A 20,208-nucleotide genomic window follows, 5' to 3' on the forward strand; every position below is an offset into this window, starting at 1 on the left:
GAGCAACATGGGCGTGAACGTGATCTACAAGACCAAGGCGACGGCGACCGGCGGGCGCGACGGTGCGGCGCGGTCGGACGATGGCTCGGTCGACGTCAAGCTGGTCGTACCGAAGGAAATGGGCGGGCCCGGCGGCGATGGCGCCAACCCGGAAAAGCTGTTCGCCGCCGGTTACTCGGCCTGTTTCCTGGGCGCGATGAAGGCGGTGTCGGGCAAGGAAGGCGTGAAGGTGCCGCAGGACGCGACCGTCACCGCCGAGGTCGGCTTCGGCCCGCGTGAGGAAGGCGGCTATGGCATCACCGTCGATCTGCTGGTGAACCTGCCCGGCGTCGAGCGGGCCGATGGCGAACGGCTGATGCACGCCGCGCATCAGGTCTGCCCCTATTCCAACGCGACCCGGGGCAATGTGGATGTCGGCCTGACGCTCGCCTGAACCCCGCCATTCCCGACCCGAGGCCCTTCGCCCCCACAAGGCGGAGGGCCTTGCCGTTTCAAAGGACCCGATGATGACCCGTCCCGCCGGAACCGAGAGCTTCACGCTCAATCAGACGATGCTGCGCATCCGCGACCCCAAGCCTTCGCTCGCCTTCTATCAGGACGTGCTGGGCATGACGCTGCTCCAGCAGCTGGATTTCGAAGAGATGCGCTTCTCGCTCTACTTCCTCGCCTATCTCGGCGAGGGTGAGACGATCCCCAAGGACCCGGCCGAGCGCGCCCGGTTCATCTTCAACCGGGAAACGACGTTGGAACTGACCCATAATTGGGGCACCGAAGCGGACCCCGATTTCAAAGGCTATCATGACGGCAATAGCGAGCCGCGCGGCTTTGGCCATATCGGCATCAGCGTGGCCGATGTCGCCGAGGCTTGCACGCGTTTCGAAACGCTGGGCGTCCCCTTCAAGAAGCGCCCGCAGGACGGCAAGATGAAGGACATCGCCTTCATCACCGATCCCGATGGCTATTGGATCGAGATATTGTCGGCGGGCGGAATGACACAAAGTCTCATGGAAAAAGGATAAAATCGCACGATCCCTCCGGTTTCGTGACCGAATCGAAACAGGATTTTTACCGTTCCTGCCCATTATGGTCACACACGCCGGAGGAATTGGTCTCTGCCCGCCCCCTCCGACGCACCCTGCGAGCGATAACGCTCGCAATCCCGATTCTGGAGGGAATGCTTTTATGTTGTCCTGGTTTGCCAAGACGGCACCGATTCGTCTGAAGTTCGACGTGTTGACCGCGCTATATGGGGGCATAGCGGCGGTCGGCCTGGCGTCGACGATCATGGCCCAGGGCGGCCTGTCGCTGTCGCTGCCCGTCATCCTGGCGGGGGCGGCACTGGTGCTGTCGCTGGTCGCGATGCGCGTGGCGCGCAAGCTGATCTGCGACCCTTATGTCGGCAGCGTCGTCGCCATGGAGCATCTGGCCGCCGGGGACGTCGATCGCGAGCTTCTCTATGCTGATTATCACGACTGTATCGGCCGCATGGCCAAGGCGATGCACGTCTTCCGCCGCAACGCCGCCGATGTGAAGAAGGCGGGGCAGGCACAGCAGATCGTCGTCGATTCGCTGGGCAAGGGCCTGGGCGAATTGGCCGAGGGCAATCTGACCGAGACGATCCACACCCCCTTCCCGCCCGAATATGAAAAGCTGCGCACCGACTTCAACCGCGCGATGGAATCGATGGGGCGCGCGATGGGCGCCGTCACGGTCGCGACGCATGGCATCAATGCGGGCGCCAGCGATATCCGCCAGGCCTCCGACGACCTGTCGCAACGCACCGAGCAGCAGGCCGCCAGCCTGGAGGAAACCGCCGCCGCGATGGACGAGATCACCTCGACCGTCCGCCAGACCGCCGAGGGCGCGAACCGCGCCAATCGCGCCGTCGCCGATGCCCGGATCGAGGCGCAGCAGTCGGGCGAAGTCGTCCGCCGTGCGGTCGAGGCGATGGCCGGGATCGAACGCGCGTCGAGCGAAATCTCCGAGATCATCAGCGTGATCGACGGCATCGCGTTCCAGACCAATCTGCTCGCCCTCAACGCGGGCGTCGAGGCGGCGCGCGCCGGGGACGCGGGCAAGGGCTTTGCGGTCGTCGCCTCCGAAGTGCGCGCCCTCGCCCAGCGTTCGGCCGACGCCGCCAAGGACGTGAAGTCGCGAATCCTCGCCAGCTCCGACCAGGTCGAATCGGGCGTCAGCCTGGTCAGCGAAACCGGCCGTGCGCTGGAGCGGATCATCGGTCAGATCGCCGAGATCAGCACGCTGGTCGGCGACATCGCCAGCTCGGCCGAGAAGCAGGCCGTCGGGCTTCAGGAGGTCAATACCGCCGTATCCGCAATGGACGGCGTGACCCAGCAGAATGCCGCGATGGTCGAACAGGCGACCGCCGCCGCCCGTTCGCTGGCGGTCGAAGCCGATGGCCTGGCGCGCGAGATCGCCCGCTTCCGCATCGACCATCAACCGGGCCACGGCATGGCCCCGGCTCCGTCGGCCCAACCGGTCCATCAGTTGCAGCAGCGCGCCGCCGCCGCAGGACGCCGGATCGCCCAGACCACGCGCCCGGCCGCGCCGGTTCATGCCGCGCCCCAGTCGGTCGGTAATGCCGCGCTGGCGGTCAATGAGGACGACTGGACCGAATTCTGATCGGTCCGCACCCCGGCCCCAACCTCGGCGCCCGCCAAGGGCACCGGCGGGCAAGCGTAAAATTCGGTTAACCCACGCTTTCTTAACGACCTGTGCGGCATGCTGCGTACAGAACCCTGCGACTGGAGTCTCGCTGTGACCGCTCTGTCCCTTCCTCCCCTGCTCGACACCGCTGCCGCCGTCCCGCTGCGTCAGGCGCTGCTCGACCTGATCGCGTCGGGTGACCCGATCACGCTCGACGGGTCGCAGGTGGCCCAGGCGGGACAGGCCTGTCTCCAGGTGCTGGCCAGCGCGCAGGCGATGGCCGCGTCGATCCCGACCGACTTCGAATTGAACAGCCCATCCGAGCCGCTGGCTTCGATGATCGCGCTGGCGGGGCTCGACAGCCTCGTCGCCGCTGCCTGAAAGGCCTGACCCGATGAACCTCGACGAGATTCAGCAGATTTTCTTCCAGGAATGCGAGGAAGGACTCGGCGCGCTCGAGACCGCCTTTGCCGACCTGAAGCGTGATCGCCATGACGACGAGACGATCAACACCGTCTTCCGCTCGGTCCATTCGATCAAGGGCGGCGCGGGCGCGTTCGGGCATGAACGGCTCCAGCATTTCTCGCACCATTACGAAACCGTCCTCGACCTGATTCGCAACGGCACGCTGCCGCTGAGCGAGCCGTTGATCGACCTGATCGTCGCCGCCTTCGACACGCTGGCCGACCATGTCGCCGCCGCGCGGGGCGAGGGCGGATTGCCCGCCGACCAGGCGATGCTCGACCGGCTGGACGCCGCCGCCAAGGGCGAAATCGGCAGCGGCGCGGGCCAGGCCGAACCGGAACCCGAACCCGCCGCCGCCGCACCGACGTCCGAAGCCGCGGCCGCCGCGCTCGACGATTTCGACGCGCTGTTCGCGATGCTCGAAGACCCGGCCCCCGCGGCCGAGCCCGCCGGTCCGGCCGAGTGGATCGTCACCGTGCATCCCGGCCCGCGCGCCTTCGACCATGGCGCCGAGCCGATGCTCGCGCTGCGCGAACTGGTCCGCATGGGTGGCCGCACGCTGTCGGCCGATCTGTCCGAACTGCCGCAGCTCGACGGGCTGGACGCCGAACGCGCCTATATCGGCGTGACCATGGCGCTGCCCGGCACGCTGGACGAGGACGATATCCGCGCGGTCTTCGACTTTGCCGATCCGCAATGCCGCCTGACCGTCACCCGCGCCGACGCCGTGGTGGTCGAGGCCGAGATCGAACCCGCCGCCGAGCCGGTGGCCGAGGTCATCCCGCTGCCGGTCGCCCCGGTCGAGGCGGCCCCCGCCCCGGTCGCCGTCGCCGCACCGGCCCCGGCGCCCGTCATGGCCGCCGCGCCCGCCCCCGTGGCCGCACCGACGCCCGCCGCTGCACCCGCTCCGGTCGTGTCGGTGGTCGAAGCGGCGAACAGCCCACGTGTCGCCGCCGCCGCCGCCCAGACGATCCGCGTCGATCTCGATAAGCTGGATCGGCTGGTCAATCTGGTCGGCGAGCTGGTCATCACCCAGGCGATGCTGGCGCAGCGCCTGTCGGAAAATGAAATGGGCTCGATCCCCGAGCTGTCCGACCTCGACCACCTGACGCGCGAGCTTCAGGATTCGACCATGGCGATCCGCGCGCAGCCGATGAAGACCGTCTTCAGCCGCGTGCCGCGTATCATCCGCGAACTCGAGGTCGAAACCGGCAAGCGTGTCCGCCTGGAGGTCGAGGGCGAGATGACCGAGGTCGACAAGACCGTGGTCGAGCGCATCGGCGAGCCACTGACCCACCTGATCCGCAACGCGGTCGACCATGGCCTGGAGACCCCCGCCGATCGCAAGGCGGCGGGCAAGGACGGCGAGGGTGTCGTCACCCTATCGGCCGCGCACCAGTCGGGCCGGATCGTCATCACCGTCGCCGATGACGGGCGCGGCATCGACCGGGCGCGCGTCAAGGCCAAGGCGATCGAGCGCGGCATCATCGCCCCCGATGCGCAGCTGTCCGAGGAAGAGATCGACAATCTGATCTTCGCCCCCGGCTTTTCGACCGCCGCCGTCGTCTCCAACATCTCGGGCCGCGGCGTCGGCATGGATGTGGTGCGCAAGAACATCCAGGCGCTGGGCGGCCGCATCGGCATCCAGTCCGAACTGGGCAAGGGGTCGAGCTTCTCGCTCAGCCTGCCGCTGACGCTCGCCGTGCTCGACGGCATGATCGTCACGGTCGGCGACCAGACCTTCGTCATCCCGCTGACCCATATCGTCGAGAGCCTGCGCCCCGGTATCGACGAGGTGCATGTCGTGGGTGGCCAGTCGCCGCTGCTCGACGTGCGCGGCACCTATGTCCCCGTCCACCGCGTCGGCGAGCAGCTGGGCGTGACCGGCGCGATCGCCAAGCCCGAAAATGCGGTGCTGATCGTGGTCGAAAGCGACCAGGGCCAGGCGGTGCTGATGGTCGACTCGATCCAGGACCAGCGTCAGGTCGTCGTGAAGAGCCTGGAGGCCAATTACCGCGCCATCCACGGGCTGGCCGGGGCGACCATCCTGGGCGATGGCCGGGTGGCCCTCATCCTCGACGTCGATGCGCTGATCGGCCGCTGGCGCCGTGACGGGCGCGGGACCAGCGCCTTCATCGAGGATATGGCGGCGTGAACGCCTTTGCCGCCCTTTCGTCGCGCGAGACCGAACGCGAGATGGAGTTCGCCTTCTCGGCGTCCGACCACCGCGCGATCGCCGACATCATCTACGCCGAATCGGGCATCCTGTTGCCCGAGACCAAGGCGAAGCTGATCTATGGGCGGCTGGCACGGCGGCTGCGAGCCTGCGGGCTGCGCAACTTCCCCGATTATCTCGCATTGATCGAGAATGATCCGGCGGAACGCGCCCGTGCCGTCGATTCGCTGACCACCAACCACACCTCCTTCTTCCGCGAAAACCATCATTTCGAACATTTCCACGACCAGCTCTGGCCCGGCTTTTCGCAGCGTCTGGCGAGCGGCGGGCGGGTGCGGATCTGGTCGGCCGCCTGTTCCAGCGGCGAGGAACCCTATTCGCTGATGATGACCATCGCGGGCCAGGAAGTCCGCGCCGCCGAGAAGTTGGCGAACCAGGACTTCAAGATTCTCGCGACCGACCTGTCGCCCAGCGTGATCGCGACCGCGCGTGCGGGCCGCTATCCGCTCGACACCACCCGCGCCATGCCCGCCGCGATGCGTTCGACCTGGTGTCGCCGGGTCGGCGATATGGACGAACTGCTTCCCGCGCTGCGCAATCCGATTGCGTTTCGCGAACTCAACCTCCTGCGCAACTGGCCGATGCGGCGGCCATTTGACGTCATCTTCTGCCGCAACGTCATGATTTATTTCGACGAACCGACCAAGGCCCAATTGCTCGCCCGCTTTGCCGACCAGCTGGTCGACGGCGGCATCCTTTATATTGGTCATGCCGAACGCATCCCGCCGGAAGTATCGGCGCGCTTTCACTGCATCGGTCGCACCGCTTTCCAGAAAGTATCCTGATGGCCGTACGTACGCTGATTGTCGACGACTCCCCCACCATGCGCGCGCTGATCGCGGGTATGCTGAGTCGCGACCCCGAGATCGAAGTGGTCGGCGCCGCCAACGGCCCGCACCAGGCGCGTGAGATGATCAAGGCGCTCGACCCCGATGTCATCACCCTGGACGTCGAAATGCCCGACATGAACGGGCTCGACTTCCTGGAGCGCGTCATGCGGCTGCGCCCCATGCCGGTGGTGATGCTGTCGACCCTGACCCAGGCGGGCGCGGACACGACGATCCGCGCGCTGGAACTGGGCGCGGTCGAATGCTGCGCCAAGCCCGCGACCAACTGCGTCGACCCGCGCATCGCCGAAAGCGTCAAGGCCGCCGCCAGCAGCCGCCGCATCCGCGTGCGCGACATGGCCCCGGCCGCGCCCGTGCCGATGGCCGATTTCAAGCCGATCCCCGGATCGCTGATCGCGATCGGCGCGTCGACCGGCGGCGTCGAGGCGCTGATCCAGGTACTGAGCGGCTTTCCGGCGAACTGCCCGCCGACCGTCATCGTCCAGCATATGCCCGCGACCTTCACGACCAGCTTCGCCGCCCGGCTCGACCGGCTGTCCAAGCCGACCGTGGCCGAGGCGCGTCACGGCCAGCCGCTGCTGCCCGGCCATGTCTATCTGGCGCCCGGCGGCACCCATCACATGGAAGTCGGCGGCGTCGAGGGCCAGTATCGCGCGCGGCTGATCCCCGACGATCCGATGAGCGGCCACCGCCCCTCGGTCGACCGCATGTTCCACAGCGTCGCCAAGACGGCGGGGACCAAGGCGGTGGGCGCGATCCTGACCGGCATGGGCCGCGACGGGGCCGACGGCCTGCTCGCCATGCGGGGCAAGGGATGCTTCACCATCGGCCAGGATCGCGACAGTTGCGTCGTGTACGGCATGCCCGGCGTCGCGCAGGAGATCGGAGCGGTGACCAAGCAATTGACGCTGACGCGAATCGCGCCCGCGCTGATCGACCGGTGCCGGGCGTGATCCCCGCCATGGCCAGCTCCCTCCCCCCACCGCCGCCGCCAATGCCCTTCACCCGGCTGGCGCGGGGCGACGGGCTTCGCCGAATCAACGTCATCCAGGGCGAGACGCGAGTCAGCCAAGACAAGGACGTTGTCCTGACCACCGTGCTGGGCAGCTGCATTTCGGCGTGCCTGTACGATCCGATCGCCGGAATCGGCGGATTGAATCACTTTTTGCTCGCCGAACCGGGCGTCGCGGAAACCGATCCTAAATCCATGCAGCGCTATGGTGTGTATGCGATGGAAGTTCTGATCAACGCGATGATGGCGCTCGGCGCACAGCGGCACAGCCTGAAAGCCAGGTTGTTCGGTGGTGCGATGATGCGCGACGGGTTTCGCGACATCGGCACCGCCAATGCGCAATTCGCCCGCCGCTTCCTGGCGGACGAGCGGATCGCGCTGGTCGGCGAGGATGTCGGCGGGGTCAGCGCCCGCCGCGTCGAGTTTCGCCCGGCGCTGGGCCTGGCCCGGTGTCGGCACGTGACCGACACGGCGGTCCCCCTGCCGCGCGTCGCCCGCCCGGCTCCGCCACCGCCACCCGCCGCCACCGGCGACGTGGAGTTTTTCTAATGTCCCTCGATCCTTACCTGAAAGGCCAGTTCGTGTCCCAACTCATCATGACCGTGGACGATTCGCCCAGCATGAGAATGCTTCTGCGCGCCGCGCTCACCGATATGGGATATCGCGTCTTGGAAGCCGAAGACGGCGTCCATGCGCTCGATACGCTGGACGGTGTCACCGCCGATACCACGCCGGACCTGGTCATCACCGACATCAACATGCCGCGCATGGACGGCTTCGGCCTGATCGAGGCGCTGCGCCGCCAGCCCGATCGCCGCAACCTGCCCATCCTGGTGCTGACCACCGAAAGCTCCGACGAGAAGAAGGCGCGCGCGCGTGAAGCGGGCGCGACCGGTTGGATCGTCAAGCCGTTCAACCCCGAAAAGCTCGCCGCGGCCATCCGCCGCGTGCTGCACTGATCCCCTCCGGAGAGGAACCGACCATGTCGCGTCAGCTCATCACCTTCCAGCTCGGCGACCAGATCCTGGGCGTCGACATCATGGCCATCCGCGAAATCCGCGCCTGGTCGCCCGCGACCCCGCTGCCCAACGTGCCCGCCCATGTGCGCGGCGTCGTGAACCTGCGCGGCGTGGTCCTGCCGGTGCTCGACCTGCGCCATCGGCTCGGCTGGGGCGTGACCGATCCCAGCGCGCGCCACGTCATTATCGTGGTCCGAATCGGCGAGCAGCTTCAGGGCCTGATCGTCGATGCGGTCAACGACATCGTGACCGTGCCGCCCGAGGCGATGCAGCCGCTGCCCGACATGGGCGACGCAACGGCGGCGCATTATCTGGAAGGGCTGGCCACCATCGAACAGCGGCTGATCCTGATCCTGGCGCTTGATCGCCTGACCGATAGCGTGACATTGACGGCCGAAGCCGCGTAATCCCAGCTTTTTCAAGACGTAACGGCGTTTCCGTTGGAAGGTATTGAGTAATGGCGGACGTTAAGGTTCTGGTCGTGGACGACTCGCTGACGATGCGGGTCCTCATCTCGGGCGCGCTCGAACGCATCAAGGGCGTCCAGGTGGTGGGCGCCGCCGACGGTGCGGCCGAGGCCCGCAAGATGGTCGACCAGTATCGCCCCGAGGTGATGACGCTGGACGTCGAAATGCCCGGCATGAGCGGCCTGGAATATCTGGCCGAGATCATGGCGGAGCGGCCGATGCCGGTCATCATGTTCTCGACCCGGACCGCCGCGGGCGCCGCCGAATCGGTCGAGGCGCTGCGCCTTGGTGCGATCGACTGTTTCCCCAAGCCCAAGGTCGCGGTCCAGTCCGAGCTGGATGCGATCATCGGCAAGCTGGGCAAGCGGATCAAGTCGGCGCGCAACGCCGATCTGAAGCGCGCCATGGCGGGCAAGGCGGCATCGGCGCGCAAGCAGCCCACCCCCGACATTACCTGGAACGGCCGTCTGCTGGCGATCGGTGCGGATGCCGCCAACACCCAGGCGCTGTTCGACCTGTTCCAGAGCTTCCCCGCCAACTGCCCGCCGACCTTAGTCGTGCAGCAGATGTCGCCGGGCCTGCTGACCCCGATGATCGAGCAGCTGCGCGAGCAGATCGCGCCCAAGGTCGTCGAGGCGACCGACGGCATGAAGGTGGAACAGGGCACCATCTATTTCGCGCCGCAGGGCGAGACGCACATGGTCGTCGATACCTGGCCCGAAGGCACGCTGCGCCTGCTGGCGCGCGAGCCGGTGTCGGGCGAGCGGCCGTCCATCTCGCTGCTCTTCGCCTCGGTCGCCAAGGCGGCGGGCAGCAACGGCCTGGGCGTGCTGCTGGCGCTGGACGACGAGGACGGTTCGGCGGGCCTGCGCGCGATGCTGGCGGGCGGCGCCTATGCCATCGGTCGCAACGGCACCGACTTCACCCTGAACAAGGGCGCGGTGTCGCAGCCGGTGGCGGGCGACGCGATCTTCGCCAATATCGTGAAGCTGTGCAGCAAATGACGATCGCGGGCATGGACCCGGTCCTCGCCCGGGCATTGGCGGACGAGCTGGTCGACCTGACCCGCTCGCTCGCCGACCTGGCCTATGAGCTGGGCAGCGATCCCGACACGCTGCGCCGCCATATGGTCAGCATCCAGGACGTCGACCGGATCACCCAGGCGCAACTGGCGATCGCCGACATATTGCGGTCCGACGCGCCGGTTGCGGCGCGGATCGACGGGGTGACGCTGGAGACGCTGGCCGACCGGCTGCGCATGCGGATGGCGAAGGCGGCCTGAGACCGGCCGGAACCCGTCAGGCGGGTTTCGGAACGCTCCCGGTCCGCGCCGTCATCCGCTCGACCAGCGGACGCAGCCCTTCCAGCCATTGCCGGACCGAGGCGCGCGTCTCGTCGCTCAGGCTCAGCAGCGCCAGCCGACGATCGGTCGGATGCGGCGCGCTGTGGAACATGCCCATCGACACCAGCATGTTGATCCAGCGGACCGCCGTGGTGCGCGGTACGCCCGATGCGCGGTAGCAGGCGCTGGTTTCCACGCTGCGCCCCGCCTCTTCCTCCAGGAAGACGAACAGCAACATGTCGAAGGCCGGATCGGCGAACAGGTCCGCGCTGAAAAAGCCCCCGATCCCCTCGCGCGCGGCGCGCAGCACGGCGCCGATATCGGCAGCCCCGATCCGCACGTCATTGTCATGGCGAACCATGGATTCCACGACCGCCAGCTCGTCGCGGATGCGACGAAGACGATCGTCGATCCCGTCCGGCCCGTCCTCACCCCGCCTGTCATAGCGGTCACCCATGACCTCTCCGCCCCAATCCATGCATCCCCCGCGATCGAAGCGGACTCATGCGGTTTACCGGCTGCTATCCCGGTTCCGCCGCAGCGCCGCAATTCCTGAAATTACGAGATGGCAGCAAAATTAGGGTAGGTTAACCAAAATCTTATGGCGCTGATCCCGAATCGATCCCGGATCGGATGTAGTTGTGGGGCGGCGCCGAATCGGGCCGCCCCGTGGATCAGAAGAACAGCTTGCGGATCGACAGCCGAACGGTCCGGCCCAGCGGATCGAGATAGCCGGGCTGATAGCCGATCGGCACGGTGCCGTTTGCGTCCGTGACGCGCTGACGCTGGTTGAACAGATTGTCGAAGGACAGGCTGACCCGCGTGCCGCGCAGCCAGGGATGCGCCTTCAACAGATCGAGCCGCTGGCCCAGATCGGCGAACAGCCGCAGATCGACCGTTGCCAGGCTGCCGAAGTTGAGCGCCTGCGGATTGGCGGGCGTACCGCCATTGACCCGCGTCGCGCTTTGCCAATTGCCCGACAGGCGCACGCCGACGCCGTTGTTGGAATAGCCCGCCTGCGCCTCCACCTGATGGCGCGAGGTGCCGCCGCTCGATCCGATCGCATCACCGCGCAGCAGGTCGAGCACCGGGCCGCCATCGGCCACCGTCACCCGGTCGGCAAAGGTCCAGGTATGGTAGAGCGCGAACTGTACGCGCCCGCCACCACCGCCGCGACCGCCGCCAAAGCCGCCGCCCCGGAAGCCGCCGCCGGGCCCGCCCGGTCCGCCTGGTCCCCCAGGCCCGCCCGGACCCGCACCCGGCCCACCGGGGCCGCCCTGCCCTTCGCGACGCGGCCCCTCCCCGTCGCCACCACGGCGACCGGGGAAGTTCAGCCCGGCAAAGGGATTGGGCCCGGTCCCGGCGCGGAACGCCGCCAGTTCCTTCTGGATCTTCGACTTGATCGGCTTGGAGAAATTGATGCCCCAGCGAAGCTGCGACCGCTCGGTCCCGGCGAAATTGATCGGACGTGAATCAACACGCAGCAGATTGCCCGCCCCGTCACGGGTGAAGCGGTCGGGGAAGGCCGCCTCGATCGCGGCGGTCGGCGTCGGGAAGGACGCGATCGGATCGTCGGTGTTGATCCGATAATAATTGGCGGTCAGGTTGATGTCGCGGTCGCGCCAGGGCTTCAGCGTCAGGCCCAGCTTCATGACGTGGCGGTTGTCGGAGACCAGGTTCGGATTGCCGCCGGTGATCGCGGTGATCGTCGCGGTCGTACCCCGCACATAGTCGAACAGGCGGACATTGGGCGTGGTGATCGTCGGGTTGCCCAGCTGCTGCGCGGTCGGCGCATCCTCCTGATCGGTCCAGGAGGCGATGACCCGCACCCCCTCCAGCGGCGACCAGTTCGCCCCGTAGCCGACCGTGGTCAGCGTGCCGAAGTCCGACAGGTGATCCGCGCCGACATTCAGGTTCAGCGACAGGTCGCCGATCGCCCCCAGCACCTGGCGGTCGCGATTGGCGATCGGCAGGTCGATATTGGCCTGGCCGTTGACGATGTCGCGCGACACGTCCCCCGACTGGGGGATGCCGAACCGCGTCGAGCTGCTGGAGAAATCACTGGTCTGGCCGCCGACCTTGACGCTGGCCTGTACATCGCCTGCGGGCAGCGCGAAGACCCGGCCGTTGAGCAGCGCATCGACCTCACCCGAGGACGAGGTGGAGCGCGCGAAATTGCGCGCCGCCAAGCTCAGCCCATCAAGCGGTCCATAGGGATTGGCGGTCGGATCGCCCGCGTTCAGCCGCGCCTGAAACCCTGCGGTGTCCAGCCCGGTATCGGTCGCGATCCGGCTTTCGGCGCGGTCATAGGAGCCGGTCACCGACCAGCGCCACTTGCCGAGATCGCCGTTGAACACCGTGCCGAAATGCGCCGTCAACCCGGTATTGTTCTGGACCAGCGGGCCATAGGCGTCGATCAACCGGCTGATCGTCGCACTCGTCGTGAAGGGCGAATAGGGATTGCCCGCGGGCAGCACCAGATTGGCCGAGGGCAGGCCGTTCCAGCTGTTGCTCTGCGTCGTCTGCACCTCGGCATTGAACGAGGCGGACACCTTGTCGAAGATGTTGCGCGAATAGACGACGTTGGCGTCCCATTGCCGCTGCGCCGATTGCAGCGTGCGATAGGGGGTGACGTCGGTGCTGGTCGCCGGACTGCCCGCCAGTTGCGCCAGGCTGGGCGCGGCCGAAAGCCCGGCGGGCACGCCGACGACGCTGGGGCTGGTCCCGGTCAGTGCGGCCAGGCCGGGATCGGCGGTGACGATATTACCGCCCAGCGAGGCGTTGGAGGCGGGCGCGATGATGCCGCGCTCCGCCTCGGTCAGGCGCGAGGTTTCGGAATAATCGGTGTGAATGCTCAGCCGCTTGTCGCGCCGGATTTGCAACCAGTCGAGCCTGCCCTGCCCGGTCGCGCTCCCCCCTTGCGTCGGCACCTTGCCGATCGCCTCGGCCGCCAGCGAGCGGAAGCGCGGGCGCAGGACGAAGTTCACGACCTTCTGATCGGCGCGATAGCCATATTTCAGCGCGACTTCTTCGGGGAAGATGTCGACGCGCAGGATCGCCTCGGTCGGCAGGTCGCGGATCTCCTGGAAGCCCGCGATGCGGCGACCGTTGAGCAGGATTACTGGCGACCCGCCACGTCCGCTGGTCGTCTGCGGCGCGAGTTCGGTCAGCAGGTCGGAGACGCTCGACACCCCGTAAGAGCGGATATCGGCGGGGCTGAGCTGCTGGTCGGGCGGGATGTCGCCGATCACCTTGCCGGGTTCGCGGCGCGCGGTGACGACGACGTCGGGTTCGGCCTCTTCGCCTTCCTCGTCCGCCTCGGGCTGGGCCTGGGTGCGGGGCGGGCTGGTCGTCTGCCCCTGCGGCGTCGCGGGGGTGGCGGTCGCCGGGGCGGAAGCTGTCGCCGGAGGTTGTTGCGTCGGGGTCTGCGGCGCGGGCTCGGCCGTCACCTGCGCCTGTGCGATCGCGGGCATCGCGCTCGCCAGCATCAAACCCGCCCAAAGCCGCATGTCCGTCCCTTTCCCCTTATCCGAGCTTTCGGGCGTTAGGACGCAAATGTCGCACAAATGTGCCGTGCGTGCCGACAAATGTCGCGGGGGCGCGGAAGAAGGATAAGCCGGATGGGACATCCATACATTCCTCCCCTGTAAGGGGAGGGGGACCAGCGAAGCTGGTGGAGGGGTGTCACCGGTTGCGAGGAACCGATCCATCACAACGGGTTACACCCCTCCGTCAGGCCTTTGGCCTGCCACCTCCCCTTGCAGGGGAGGAAGGGATCAGCCCGCGAACGCCTTTTCGATCACATAGGCGCCCGGCTGCGCGTTCGAGCCTTCGGGGAAGCCCATCTCTTCGAACTTCGCGCCCAGCGACTTGATCATCTCCATGCTGCCGCACATCATGATCCGGTCGGTTTCCGGGTTGAAGCCATGCGCGCTGGGCAGCCCGGCGAACAACCGGCCATCGTCGATCAGTGCGTCGATGCGCCCCGAGGTGTGGAACGGCTCGCGCGTGACGGTCGGGACATAGTGGAACTTCTCCGCCGCGACCTCGCCAACCAGCGGATCGTCGGCCAGCTTGCCCGCCAGCTCGTCGTGGAAGGCCAGATCGCTGACCCGGCGGACCGAGTGGACGATCACCACCTCGTCGAACATGTCGTAAATGTCCGGATCGCGCGCAACCGACAGGAAGGGGGCCAGGCCGGTGCCGGTCGACAGCATGAACAGCCGCTTGCCGGGCAGCAGCGCGTCGGCGACCAGCGTGCCGGTGGGTTTGCGGCCCAGATAGATCTGGTCGCCCGGCTGCACCTTTTGCAGCTTGCTGGTCAGCGGGCCGTCCTGCACCTTGATCGACAGGAAATCGAGCTTCTCGTCATAGGACGGGCTGGCCACCGAATAGGCGCGCAACAGCGGCTTGCCGTTGTCGCCCTGCAGCCCGATCATCACGAACTCGCCCGAGCGGAAACGGAAGCTGTCGGGGCGCGACACCGAGAACGAAAACAGATGCTCGTTCCAGTGATGGACGCTCTGAACCGTCTCGACGCTCAGCGCGGTGGTCGGGGTCAGTTCGGGCAGGGCAGTATCGGTCGACAAACCTCAAAACTCCTTTGCGCCCCGGCCCCGCCGATCGGTCGGCGGGCGGGACGGACACGTCAAATGCGAATGAATCGGATGCGCCCTTACCAAGAATAGCGCAGGCTGCCTACAAAGGTCCGCGATGCCCCGTAATAGCAGCCATTGTTGAAGAAACAGCTGGTGATGTGGCGCTTGTCGAACAGATTGGCGACATTGGCGGTGAAGCGCAGCCCCTCCATCACCGGGCTGATCCGGCCGAGATCATAGCCCAGCATCAGGTCCGCCAGCCAGTAATCAGGTGATTGGAAGCGGCGGACGACGGTCTTTCCGGCCGCCACGGTGGTCGCGGTGCCGTCCGATTCGCCGACATAGCGTATCCCTGCGCCGACGCTCAGGCCGCCGAGTGCGCTCGCCACACCCGCCTTGCCCAGATCATAGGACAGGAAGCTCGACGCGCTCCATTGCGGCACGCCCAGCGGCCGGGTGCCGGTGACGCCGCTCAACTGGTCGCCGGTGCCGACCACGGGTGACCCTTGGGTCACGCGCGGGTCGTTATAGGTGGCGGCGACCACCACGTCGAAGCCGGGCGCGACCGTACCGCGCCCGTCCAGCTCGATCCCGCGAATCGCCACCTCACCGATCTGTATCTGTGCATTGCTGGGAATATTGCCGGTGCCCGCGCGCGGATCGGCGACCGGCACGTTGCGGCGACGCAGGTCGAAGGCGGACAGGGTGAACAAAGCGGTCGTGCCGCGCGGCTGATATTTCAGCCCCGCCTCATATTGGCGGCCCGTCACGGGGATGAAGTTGCTGCCGTCCCAGCTGCTGCCCGCCTGCGGCTCGAAACTCTCCGAATAGCTGACGAAGGGCGAGAGGCCGATCTTCGTCTCGTACAGCGCGCCCAGCCGGGTGGTGAACGCCGTCTGATTCAACCGGGTAACGGTGTTCGCGTTCAGATTCTGCGTCGTCTGATTATACGTGTCCCAGCGCCCGCTGGCGATCAGTTGCAGGCCGCCGATCGCGATCTGGTCCTGCAGATACACACCGACCTGATCGCGCTTGGTGTAATTGTGCGTCTGGGTGATCGGGAAACTCGGCAGCGGCACGCCGTAGACCGGCGCGAACAGGCTGAGGTTCGGAATGTTGAACACCGGATTGGCATTCTGCCCGGTGAAGAACGCCTGATAATTCTCGCCACGATTATGCTGCCAGTCGACGCCACCCAACAGGGTGTGCTTGACCGGGCCGGTATCGAGCTTGCCGACCAGATGATTATCCACGGTGAAGGTCTGGAACGCCTCGTCCGACCCGCCACCGCCGCGCTGAAGCGTCGAGAAGTCGCTATTGGCGTTCGCGCCCGTGCCGCGCGTGACGAAACCCGAGCCGTAAATCTGCCGATAATGCAGCCCGATCGCCAGATAACGCGCGTTGGTGGTCCAGCTGAGCCGGTCGTTCAGGTCGTGGCGGAACAGGATCGTCGCCGATTTCTGCGTCCGGTCAAAGGCTTCGTAGGACGGCTCGGACGTGTTGAAATCGACCGGCAGCCCCCCGAACGGATTGGGCAGCGCCGAGCCATAGACCGGCACACCGCTATACGACCCCGATTCGGGATCGCGCTGATAATTCAGGATCAGGGTCAGGCTGGTCGCCTTGTCGGGGGCGAAGGTCAGCATGGGACGCGCATAATAGCGGCGATTGGCGGTATATTTGATGAAGCCGTCCGACTCCTCGGCGCCTGCGATCATGCGGAACAGCCAGCGATTATCGGCGTCGAGCGGCTGGTTCACGTCGATGCTGGAGCGCAGCAGCGCGTAATTGCCCGCCGCCAGCTCGATCCGCCCGCCCGATCCGGCATAGGGCAGCTTGCTGGTCAGGTTGATGAGGCCACCGGGTGTGCCCGAGCCATAGGTGACGCCCGCCGGACCCTTCACCACATCGACCGACTCGACCAGATGGAAATCGACCTGCGGACTGGCATAGACGCCGCCGAGCAGCCGCATCCCGTCCATGAACACACCCGGCGCAAAACCGCGCAGATAGAGCTGGTCATAGCGGGTGGCGACATTACCGCGCTGGTTGGGCGCGACGCCCGCGACATAGCCGAGCGCCTGGTTGATCGACAGGGCATTGCGCCGGGTCAGCTCCTCCTGATCGATGACGGTGATGCTTTGCGCCGTCGCGATCAGCGGCACGTCGGTCTTGGTGCCCGAGGATGCGCTTTTCTTGTCGCGCTGCCCCTCGACCACGATATCCTCGTTGCGCAGCCTTTGCTGGTCCTCGTCCGACAGGGTCAGCGCATGGGCAGGAAGCGCGCCGCCCAGCATTCCCCCGGTGGCGCACGCTGCCAGCAGCGCTCCGCGAAGTGCGCGCATAAATTTACTCCCTGCTATTGATAGTGACTCTCAAATGCTGCTAAAGCGGTGACATCGAGATGACAAGGGGAAAGCGCGGGTGGCATCGGGCCAAGCCATTGACGAACCAGCCGGACGCCGGTGGCGCAGCGGCATCGCCATGGCGTGGCGCTGGGTTACCGCGATTCTGGGCGGTTATGGCTTTACCGTCGCGGCCGCGATGCTGGGCGCGCGGCTGCTGCCCGCCCCCGATGCGACCGCGCGGGTCGAGGCGACGGGCTGGCCGATGATCCTGTCCTTCCTGCTTTATGCCGCAATCGGCCTCTGGTCGCTGCACGAGGTCCGGCTGGGCCGGGTCAGCGCGGTGATCTGGGGCGGTGCGATCGGCATGGCGGTGCTGCTCAAGCTGCTGGGCGTGCGCGCATGAGCGGTGCGGGGGTGCAGCGCGGCTGGCGGCAGACCATGGCCTGGGCGCATGGCTGGCTGGGCCTGATCGCCGGGTGGATCTTGTTCACCATGTTCCTCACCGGCACCTCGGCCTATTTCCGGCCCGAGATCACCCGGTGGATGCAGCCCGAAATCCATGCCCAGGCCACTGCCCCGGCCCAGGCGGCGAGCGCGGCGGTCCGGTATCTGTCGCGGGTCGGGCCCGACGACCTGCAATGGTATATCTATCTGCCCGACGCGCGCACGGTCGCGACCCGCGTCTTCCGCGTGCCTGCCAAGCCCGACCCCAGGCATCGCAAGGACGAACTGGACCTCGATCCGGTCAGCGGCGCCCCCCTGACCGCGCGCGAGACGCGGGGCGGCGAGGAATTCTATCGCTTCCATTTCCAGCTTCAGCTGCCGCATCCCTGGGGACGCTGGCTGGCCGGGCTGTGCGCGATGGCGATGCTGGGCGCGATCATTTCGGGCGTCATCACGCACAAGCGCATCTTCGCCGACTTCTTCACGCTGCGCTGGAACAAGGGGCAGCGCAGCTGGCTGGACGCGCATAACGTCTCGGCGGTGCTCGGTCTGCCCTATCACGCGATGATCACCTATACCGGGCTCATCACGCTCATCACCATGTACATGCCCTGGCCGGTGCTGATGAACTATGCCAGCCCGGCCAGGTTCATGCAGGTTGCCTATGGCACGCCCGCCGATGTGCCCGCCAGCGGCGTGCGCCAACCGCTGGTCGCGATCGCCCCGCTGGTCCGCAATGCCGAGCAGCGGCTGGGCGGTCCGGCCACCCGCGTCATCATCCAGAATCCCGGCGATGCCGCCGCCCGCGTCACCATCGCCCAAGCCAAGCGCGGCGCGATCAGTTCGCGCACCCCCATCGCCACCTATGACGGCGCGACCGGCCGCTTCCTGGGCCGCAGCGGCGCTCCCGCCTCGTCGATCGAGACGGCGGGGGTGATGCTGGGCCTGCACCTCGCCACCTTCGCCGGACCCGCGCTGCGCTGGGCCTATTTTGTCATGGGGCTGACCGGCGCGGCGATGGTCGGCACCGGCCTGCTGCTGTGGACCGCCAAGCGGCGCAAGCCCGGCGCAGCGCCGTTCTTCGGACTGAGGCTGGCCGAACGGCTGAACATCGCGGTCATCGCCGCCTTTCCGGCGGGCATGGCGGCCTATCTGCTCGCCAACCGGCTGATCCCGGCCGAGATGGCAGGCCGCGCCGATATGGAAGTGTCGGCGATGTTCTGGACCTGGGGTCTGCTCGCGCTGGCGCAACTGGGTCTGTCCGCCCGGCGTGCCTGGACGCTGTTGTTCGGCATCGCCGCCGCCTTCTGGGCGGCGATCCCGGTGGTCAACGCGCTGACCACCTCGCGCTGGCTAGTCCCCTCGCTGCTCGACGGCGACCGGCTGTTCGTCGCCTTCGACCTGTCCTGCCTGGCCATCGGCATCGGCTTTGCCGTCGCCGCCCGGATCAGCGCCCGCCCCGCCCCTCTGCCCCCCAGCCGGTTACGCCGGTCCATGGAGCCTGCCCATGCTTGATACGATCGCCCTGTGCTTTGTCGGCTTCTGGCTGCTCGCCGCCGGGTCCCACCGCCATGCCAAGGAGGCGGGGACGCACCATGACGCGCGGTTGCGCGGTGGCCTGAAACTGCTCGGCGGCGCGGTGCTGCTGCTCGCCCTGACGGCATGTGGCACGGCGGTCACCGGCGAGCGGATCGTGCGGCTGTTCGGTGCGGCCTCGATCGCTGGGATCGCGCTGAACCTGATCCTGTCGGTGCGGGGCAGTGCCGCCTTTGCTCCTTTACGCGCGGTCAACCGGCTTGCGGGTCGAACACGGACCAGCCCGTCCGCTGCACCAGCCGTTCGAGCGCCAGCGTACCAAGCTGCGAATTCCCGCGCGCGTTGAGGCCGGGCGACCAGACGGCGATCGAGGCCCGGCCGGGCACGATCGCCAAGATGCCGCCGCCCACACCCGACTTGCCGGGCAGGCCGACGCGAAAGGCGAACTCGCCCGACCCGTCATAATGGCCGCAGCTCATCATCAGCGCGTTGATCCGCCGCGCGCGCTGCGGTGACACGACCGAGCGCCCCGTCCCCGGATTGACGCCCCGCGCCATCAGGTAACGCCCCGCCAGCGCCAGCTGTCGACAGCTCATCGCCAGCGCGCAGAAGTGGAAATAGACGCCCAGCACCCGCTCGACCGGGTGATGCAGATTGCCGAAGGCGCGCATGTAATGCGCCAGCGCCTGGTTGCGGTGCCCCGTATCCATCTCGGCTTGCGCGACGGCGGCGTCGATGACGATATCCTCCTCGCCCGCCAGCGCACGGACGAAGCGCAGCATCTCGCCGATCGCCTCGCGCGGTTCGTAACCACCGAGCAGCACGTCGGCGACGACGATCGCGCCTGCGTTGATGAACGGGTTGCGCGGGATGCCGCTTTCGGTTTCCAACTGCACGATCGAGTTGAACGCCGTCCCCGACGGCTCGCGTCCCACCCGCCGCCATAGCTGGTCACCGACCGCGCCCAGCGCCAGGGTCAGCGCGAAGACCTTGGAAATGCTCTGGATCGAGAAGCTCTCCTCGGCATCACCCGCCAGATGGCATTGCCCGTCCGCTTCGACGATGGCGATGCCGAAGCGGTGCGGGTCGATATCCGCCAGCGCGGGGATATAATCGGCCGGTGTGCCCCAGTCGGGGGCCTCGGCCATCTCGGCGGCGATATCGGCGACGATCGCGGACAGGTCCATGCCCTGTGGTGCCCCGCGCGACCGTCTTTGTCGAGCCGCCGC

At 67.2% G+C, this 20,208-nt stretch carries 20 protein-coding genes; 15 read left to right on the top strand and 5 right to left on the bottom strand.

Annotation, left to right across the window (positions count from 1 at the left end; genetic code table 11):
- Positions 1-7: 7 nt before the first annotated feature.
- From U1H82_RS12035 to U1H82_RS12090, 12 genes are all read left to right on the top strand, one after another.
- Positions 8-433, top strand: coding sequence for an organic hydroperoxide resistance protein (locus tag U1H82_RS12035; RefSeq protein WP_322965186.1), 426 nt, complete (start codon positions 8-10; stop codon positions 431-433).
- A 73-nt stretch (positions 434-506) separates the two neighbouring features.
- Entirely contained in the window at positions 507-1,019 is a 513-nt protein-coding gene (gene gloA, locus U1H82_RS12040) for a lactoylglutathione lyase (RefSeq protein ID WP_322965187.1), read from the top strand.
- A gap of 163 nt (positions 1,020-1,182) precedes the next feature.
- On the top strand, positions 1,183-2,640 hold the full coding sequence (locus U1H82_RS12045; protein ID WP_322965189.1) for a methyl-accepting chemotaxis protein: 1,458 nt from the start codon (positions 1,183-1,185) through the stop codon (positions 2,638-2,640).
- 135 nt (positions 2,641-2,775) lie between these two features.
- Positions 2,776-3,045 carry an STAS domain-containing protein gene (locus U1H82_RS12050; RefSeq protein ID WP_322965191.1) on the top strand — a complete coding sequence of 90 codons (270 nt, stop codon included), beginning with the start codon at positions 2,776-2,778 and terminating at the stop codon, positions 3,043-3,045.
- 13 nt (positions 3,046-3,058) lie between these two features.
- A complete protein-coding gene (locus U1H82_RS12055; protein WP_322965192.1) occupies positions 3,059-5,284 on the top strand; it encodes a chemotaxis protein CheA in 2,226 nt (741 codons plus the stop codon).
- Positions 5,281-6,150, top strand: a complete 870-nt coding sequence (locus tag U1H82_RS12060) for a CheR family methyltransferase (RefSeq protein WP_322965193.1) — start codon at positions 5,281-5,283, stop codon at positions 6,148-6,150. The genes U1H82_RS12055 and U1H82_RS12060 overlap by 4 nt, the downstream gene beginning before the upstream one ends.
- Positions 6,150-7,166 carry a protein-glutamate methylesterase/protein-glutamine glutaminase gene (locus tag U1H82_RS12065; protein WP_322965194.1) on the top strand — a complete coding sequence of 339 codons (1,017 nt, stop codon included), beginning with the start codon at positions 6,150-6,152 and terminating at the stop codon, positions 7,164-7,166. Before U1H82_RS12060 ends, U1H82_RS12065 begins: the two co-directional genes overlap by 1 nt.
- A 41-nt stretch (positions 7,167-7,207) precedes the next feature.
- Positions 7,208-7,774 carry a chemotaxis protein CheD gene (locus U1H82_RS12070; RefSeq protein ID WP_058746544.1) on the top strand — a complete coding sequence of 189 codons (567 nt, stop codon included), beginning with the start codon at positions 7,208-7,210 and terminating at the stop codon, positions 7,772-7,774.
- A gap of 32 nt (positions 7,775-7,806) precedes the next feature.
- The gene (locus tag U1H82_RS12075) at positions 7,807-8,184 is read left to right on the top strand and encodes a response regulator (protein ID WP_322965393.1); all 378 of its coding nucleotides are present in this window, start codon (positions 7,807-7,809) and stop codon (positions 8,182-8,184) included.
- 23 nt (positions 8,185-8,207) lie between these two features.
- Positions 8,208-8,651 (top strand): chemotaxis protein CheW, encoded by a 444-nt coding sequence (locus U1H82_RS12080; protein WP_175312004.1) that lies wholly within the window; start codon positions 8,208-8,210, stop codon positions 8,649-8,651.
- Positions 8,652-8,701: 50 nt separating this feature from the next.
- Positions 8,702-9,715 carry a chemotaxis protein CheB gene (locus U1H82_RS12085; protein ID WP_322965195.1) on the top strand — a complete coding sequence of 338 codons (1,014 nt, stop codon included), beginning with the start codon at positions 8,702-8,704 and terminating at the stop codon, positions 9,713-9,715.
- Positions 9,712-9,993 carry a hypothetical protein gene (locus U1H82_RS12090; RefSeq protein ID WP_322965196.1) on the top strand — a complete coding sequence of 94 codons (282 nt, stop codon included), beginning with the start codon at positions 9,712-9,714 and terminating at the stop codon, positions 9,991-9,993. Before U1H82_RS12085 ends, U1H82_RS12090 begins: the two co-directional genes overlap by 4 nt.
- A gap of 16 nt (positions 9,994-10,009) precedes the next feature.
- On the opposite strand, the gene U1H82_RS12095 is transcribed toward U1H82_RS12090, so the two are convergent.
- The 4 genes from U1H82_RS12095 to U1H82_RS12110 form a co-directional block, all read right to left on the bottom strand.
- Entirely contained in the window at positions 10,010-10,510 is a 501-nt protein-coding gene (locus U1H82_RS12095) for a hypothetical protein (RefSeq protein WP_322965197.1), read from the bottom strand.
- Between the two features lie 217 nt (positions 10,511-10,727).
- Positions 10,728-13,562, bottom strand: a complete 2,835-nt coding sequence (locus U1H82_RS12100) for a TonB-dependent receptor (RefSeq protein ID WP_322965198.1) — start codon at positions 13,560-13,562, stop codon at positions 10,728-10,730.
- A 267-nt stretch (positions 13,563-13,829) separates the two neighbouring features.
- On the bottom strand, positions 13,830-14,642 hold the full coding sequence (locus U1H82_RS12105) for a ferredoxin--NADP reductase (RefSeq protein ID WP_322965199.1): 813 nt from the start codon (positions 14,640-14,642) through the stop codon (positions 13,830-13,832).
- Positions 14,643-14,728: 86 nt separating this feature from the next.
- Complete coding sequence (locus U1H82_RS12110; protein WP_322965200.1) at positions 14,729-16,996, bottom strand: TonB-dependent siderophore receptor; 2,268 nt, start codon at positions 16,994-16,996, stop codon at positions 14,729-14,731.
- Between the two features lie 79 nt (positions 16,997-17,075).
- On the opposite strand from U1H82_RS12110, the gene U1H82_RS12115 reads away from it, so the two are divergent.
- Genes U1H82_RS12115 through U1H82_RS12125 form a run of 3 tightly spaced genes read left to right on the top strand, consistent with a single transcriptional unit; the run spans position 17,076 to position 19,325 of the window.
- Positions 17,076-17,402 (top strand): hypothetical protein, encoded by a 327-nt coding sequence (locus U1H82_RS12115; protein WP_322965201.1) that lies wholly within the window; start codon positions 17,076-17,078, stop codon positions 17,400-17,402.
- Positions 17,399-18,958, top strand: a complete 1,560-nt coding sequence (locus U1H82_RS12120; protein WP_322965202.1) for a PepSY-associated TM helix domain-containing protein — start codon at positions 17,399-17,401, stop codon at positions 18,956-18,958. The genes U1H82_RS12115 and U1H82_RS12120 overlap by 4 nt, the downstream gene beginning before the upstream one ends.
- Positions 18,951-19,325: a DUF3325 family protein gene (locus U1H82_RS12125; protein ID WP_322965203.1), complete on the top strand. Its 375-nt coding sequence runs from the start codon at positions 18,951-18,953 to the stop codon at positions 19,323-19,325. The genes U1H82_RS12120 and U1H82_RS12125 overlap by 8 nt, the downstream gene beginning before the upstream one ends.
- Here the strand turns inward: U1H82_RS12125 and U1H82_RS12130 are convergent.
- A complete protein-coding gene (locus U1H82_RS12130; RefSeq protein WP_322965204.1) occupies positions 19,231-20,166 on the bottom strand; it encodes a glutaminase in 936 nt (311 codons plus the stop codon). The genes U1H82_RS12125 and U1H82_RS12130 overlap by 95 nt on opposite strands.
- Between the last annotated feature and the right edge of the window lie 42 nt (positions 20,167-20,208).

The organism is Sphingomonas fuzhouensis (genome assembly GCF_034659795.1).
Taxonomy (GTDB): Bacteria; Pseudomonadota; Alphaproteobacteria; order Sphingomonadales; family Sphingomonadaceae; genus Sphingomonas; species Sphingomonas fuzhouensis.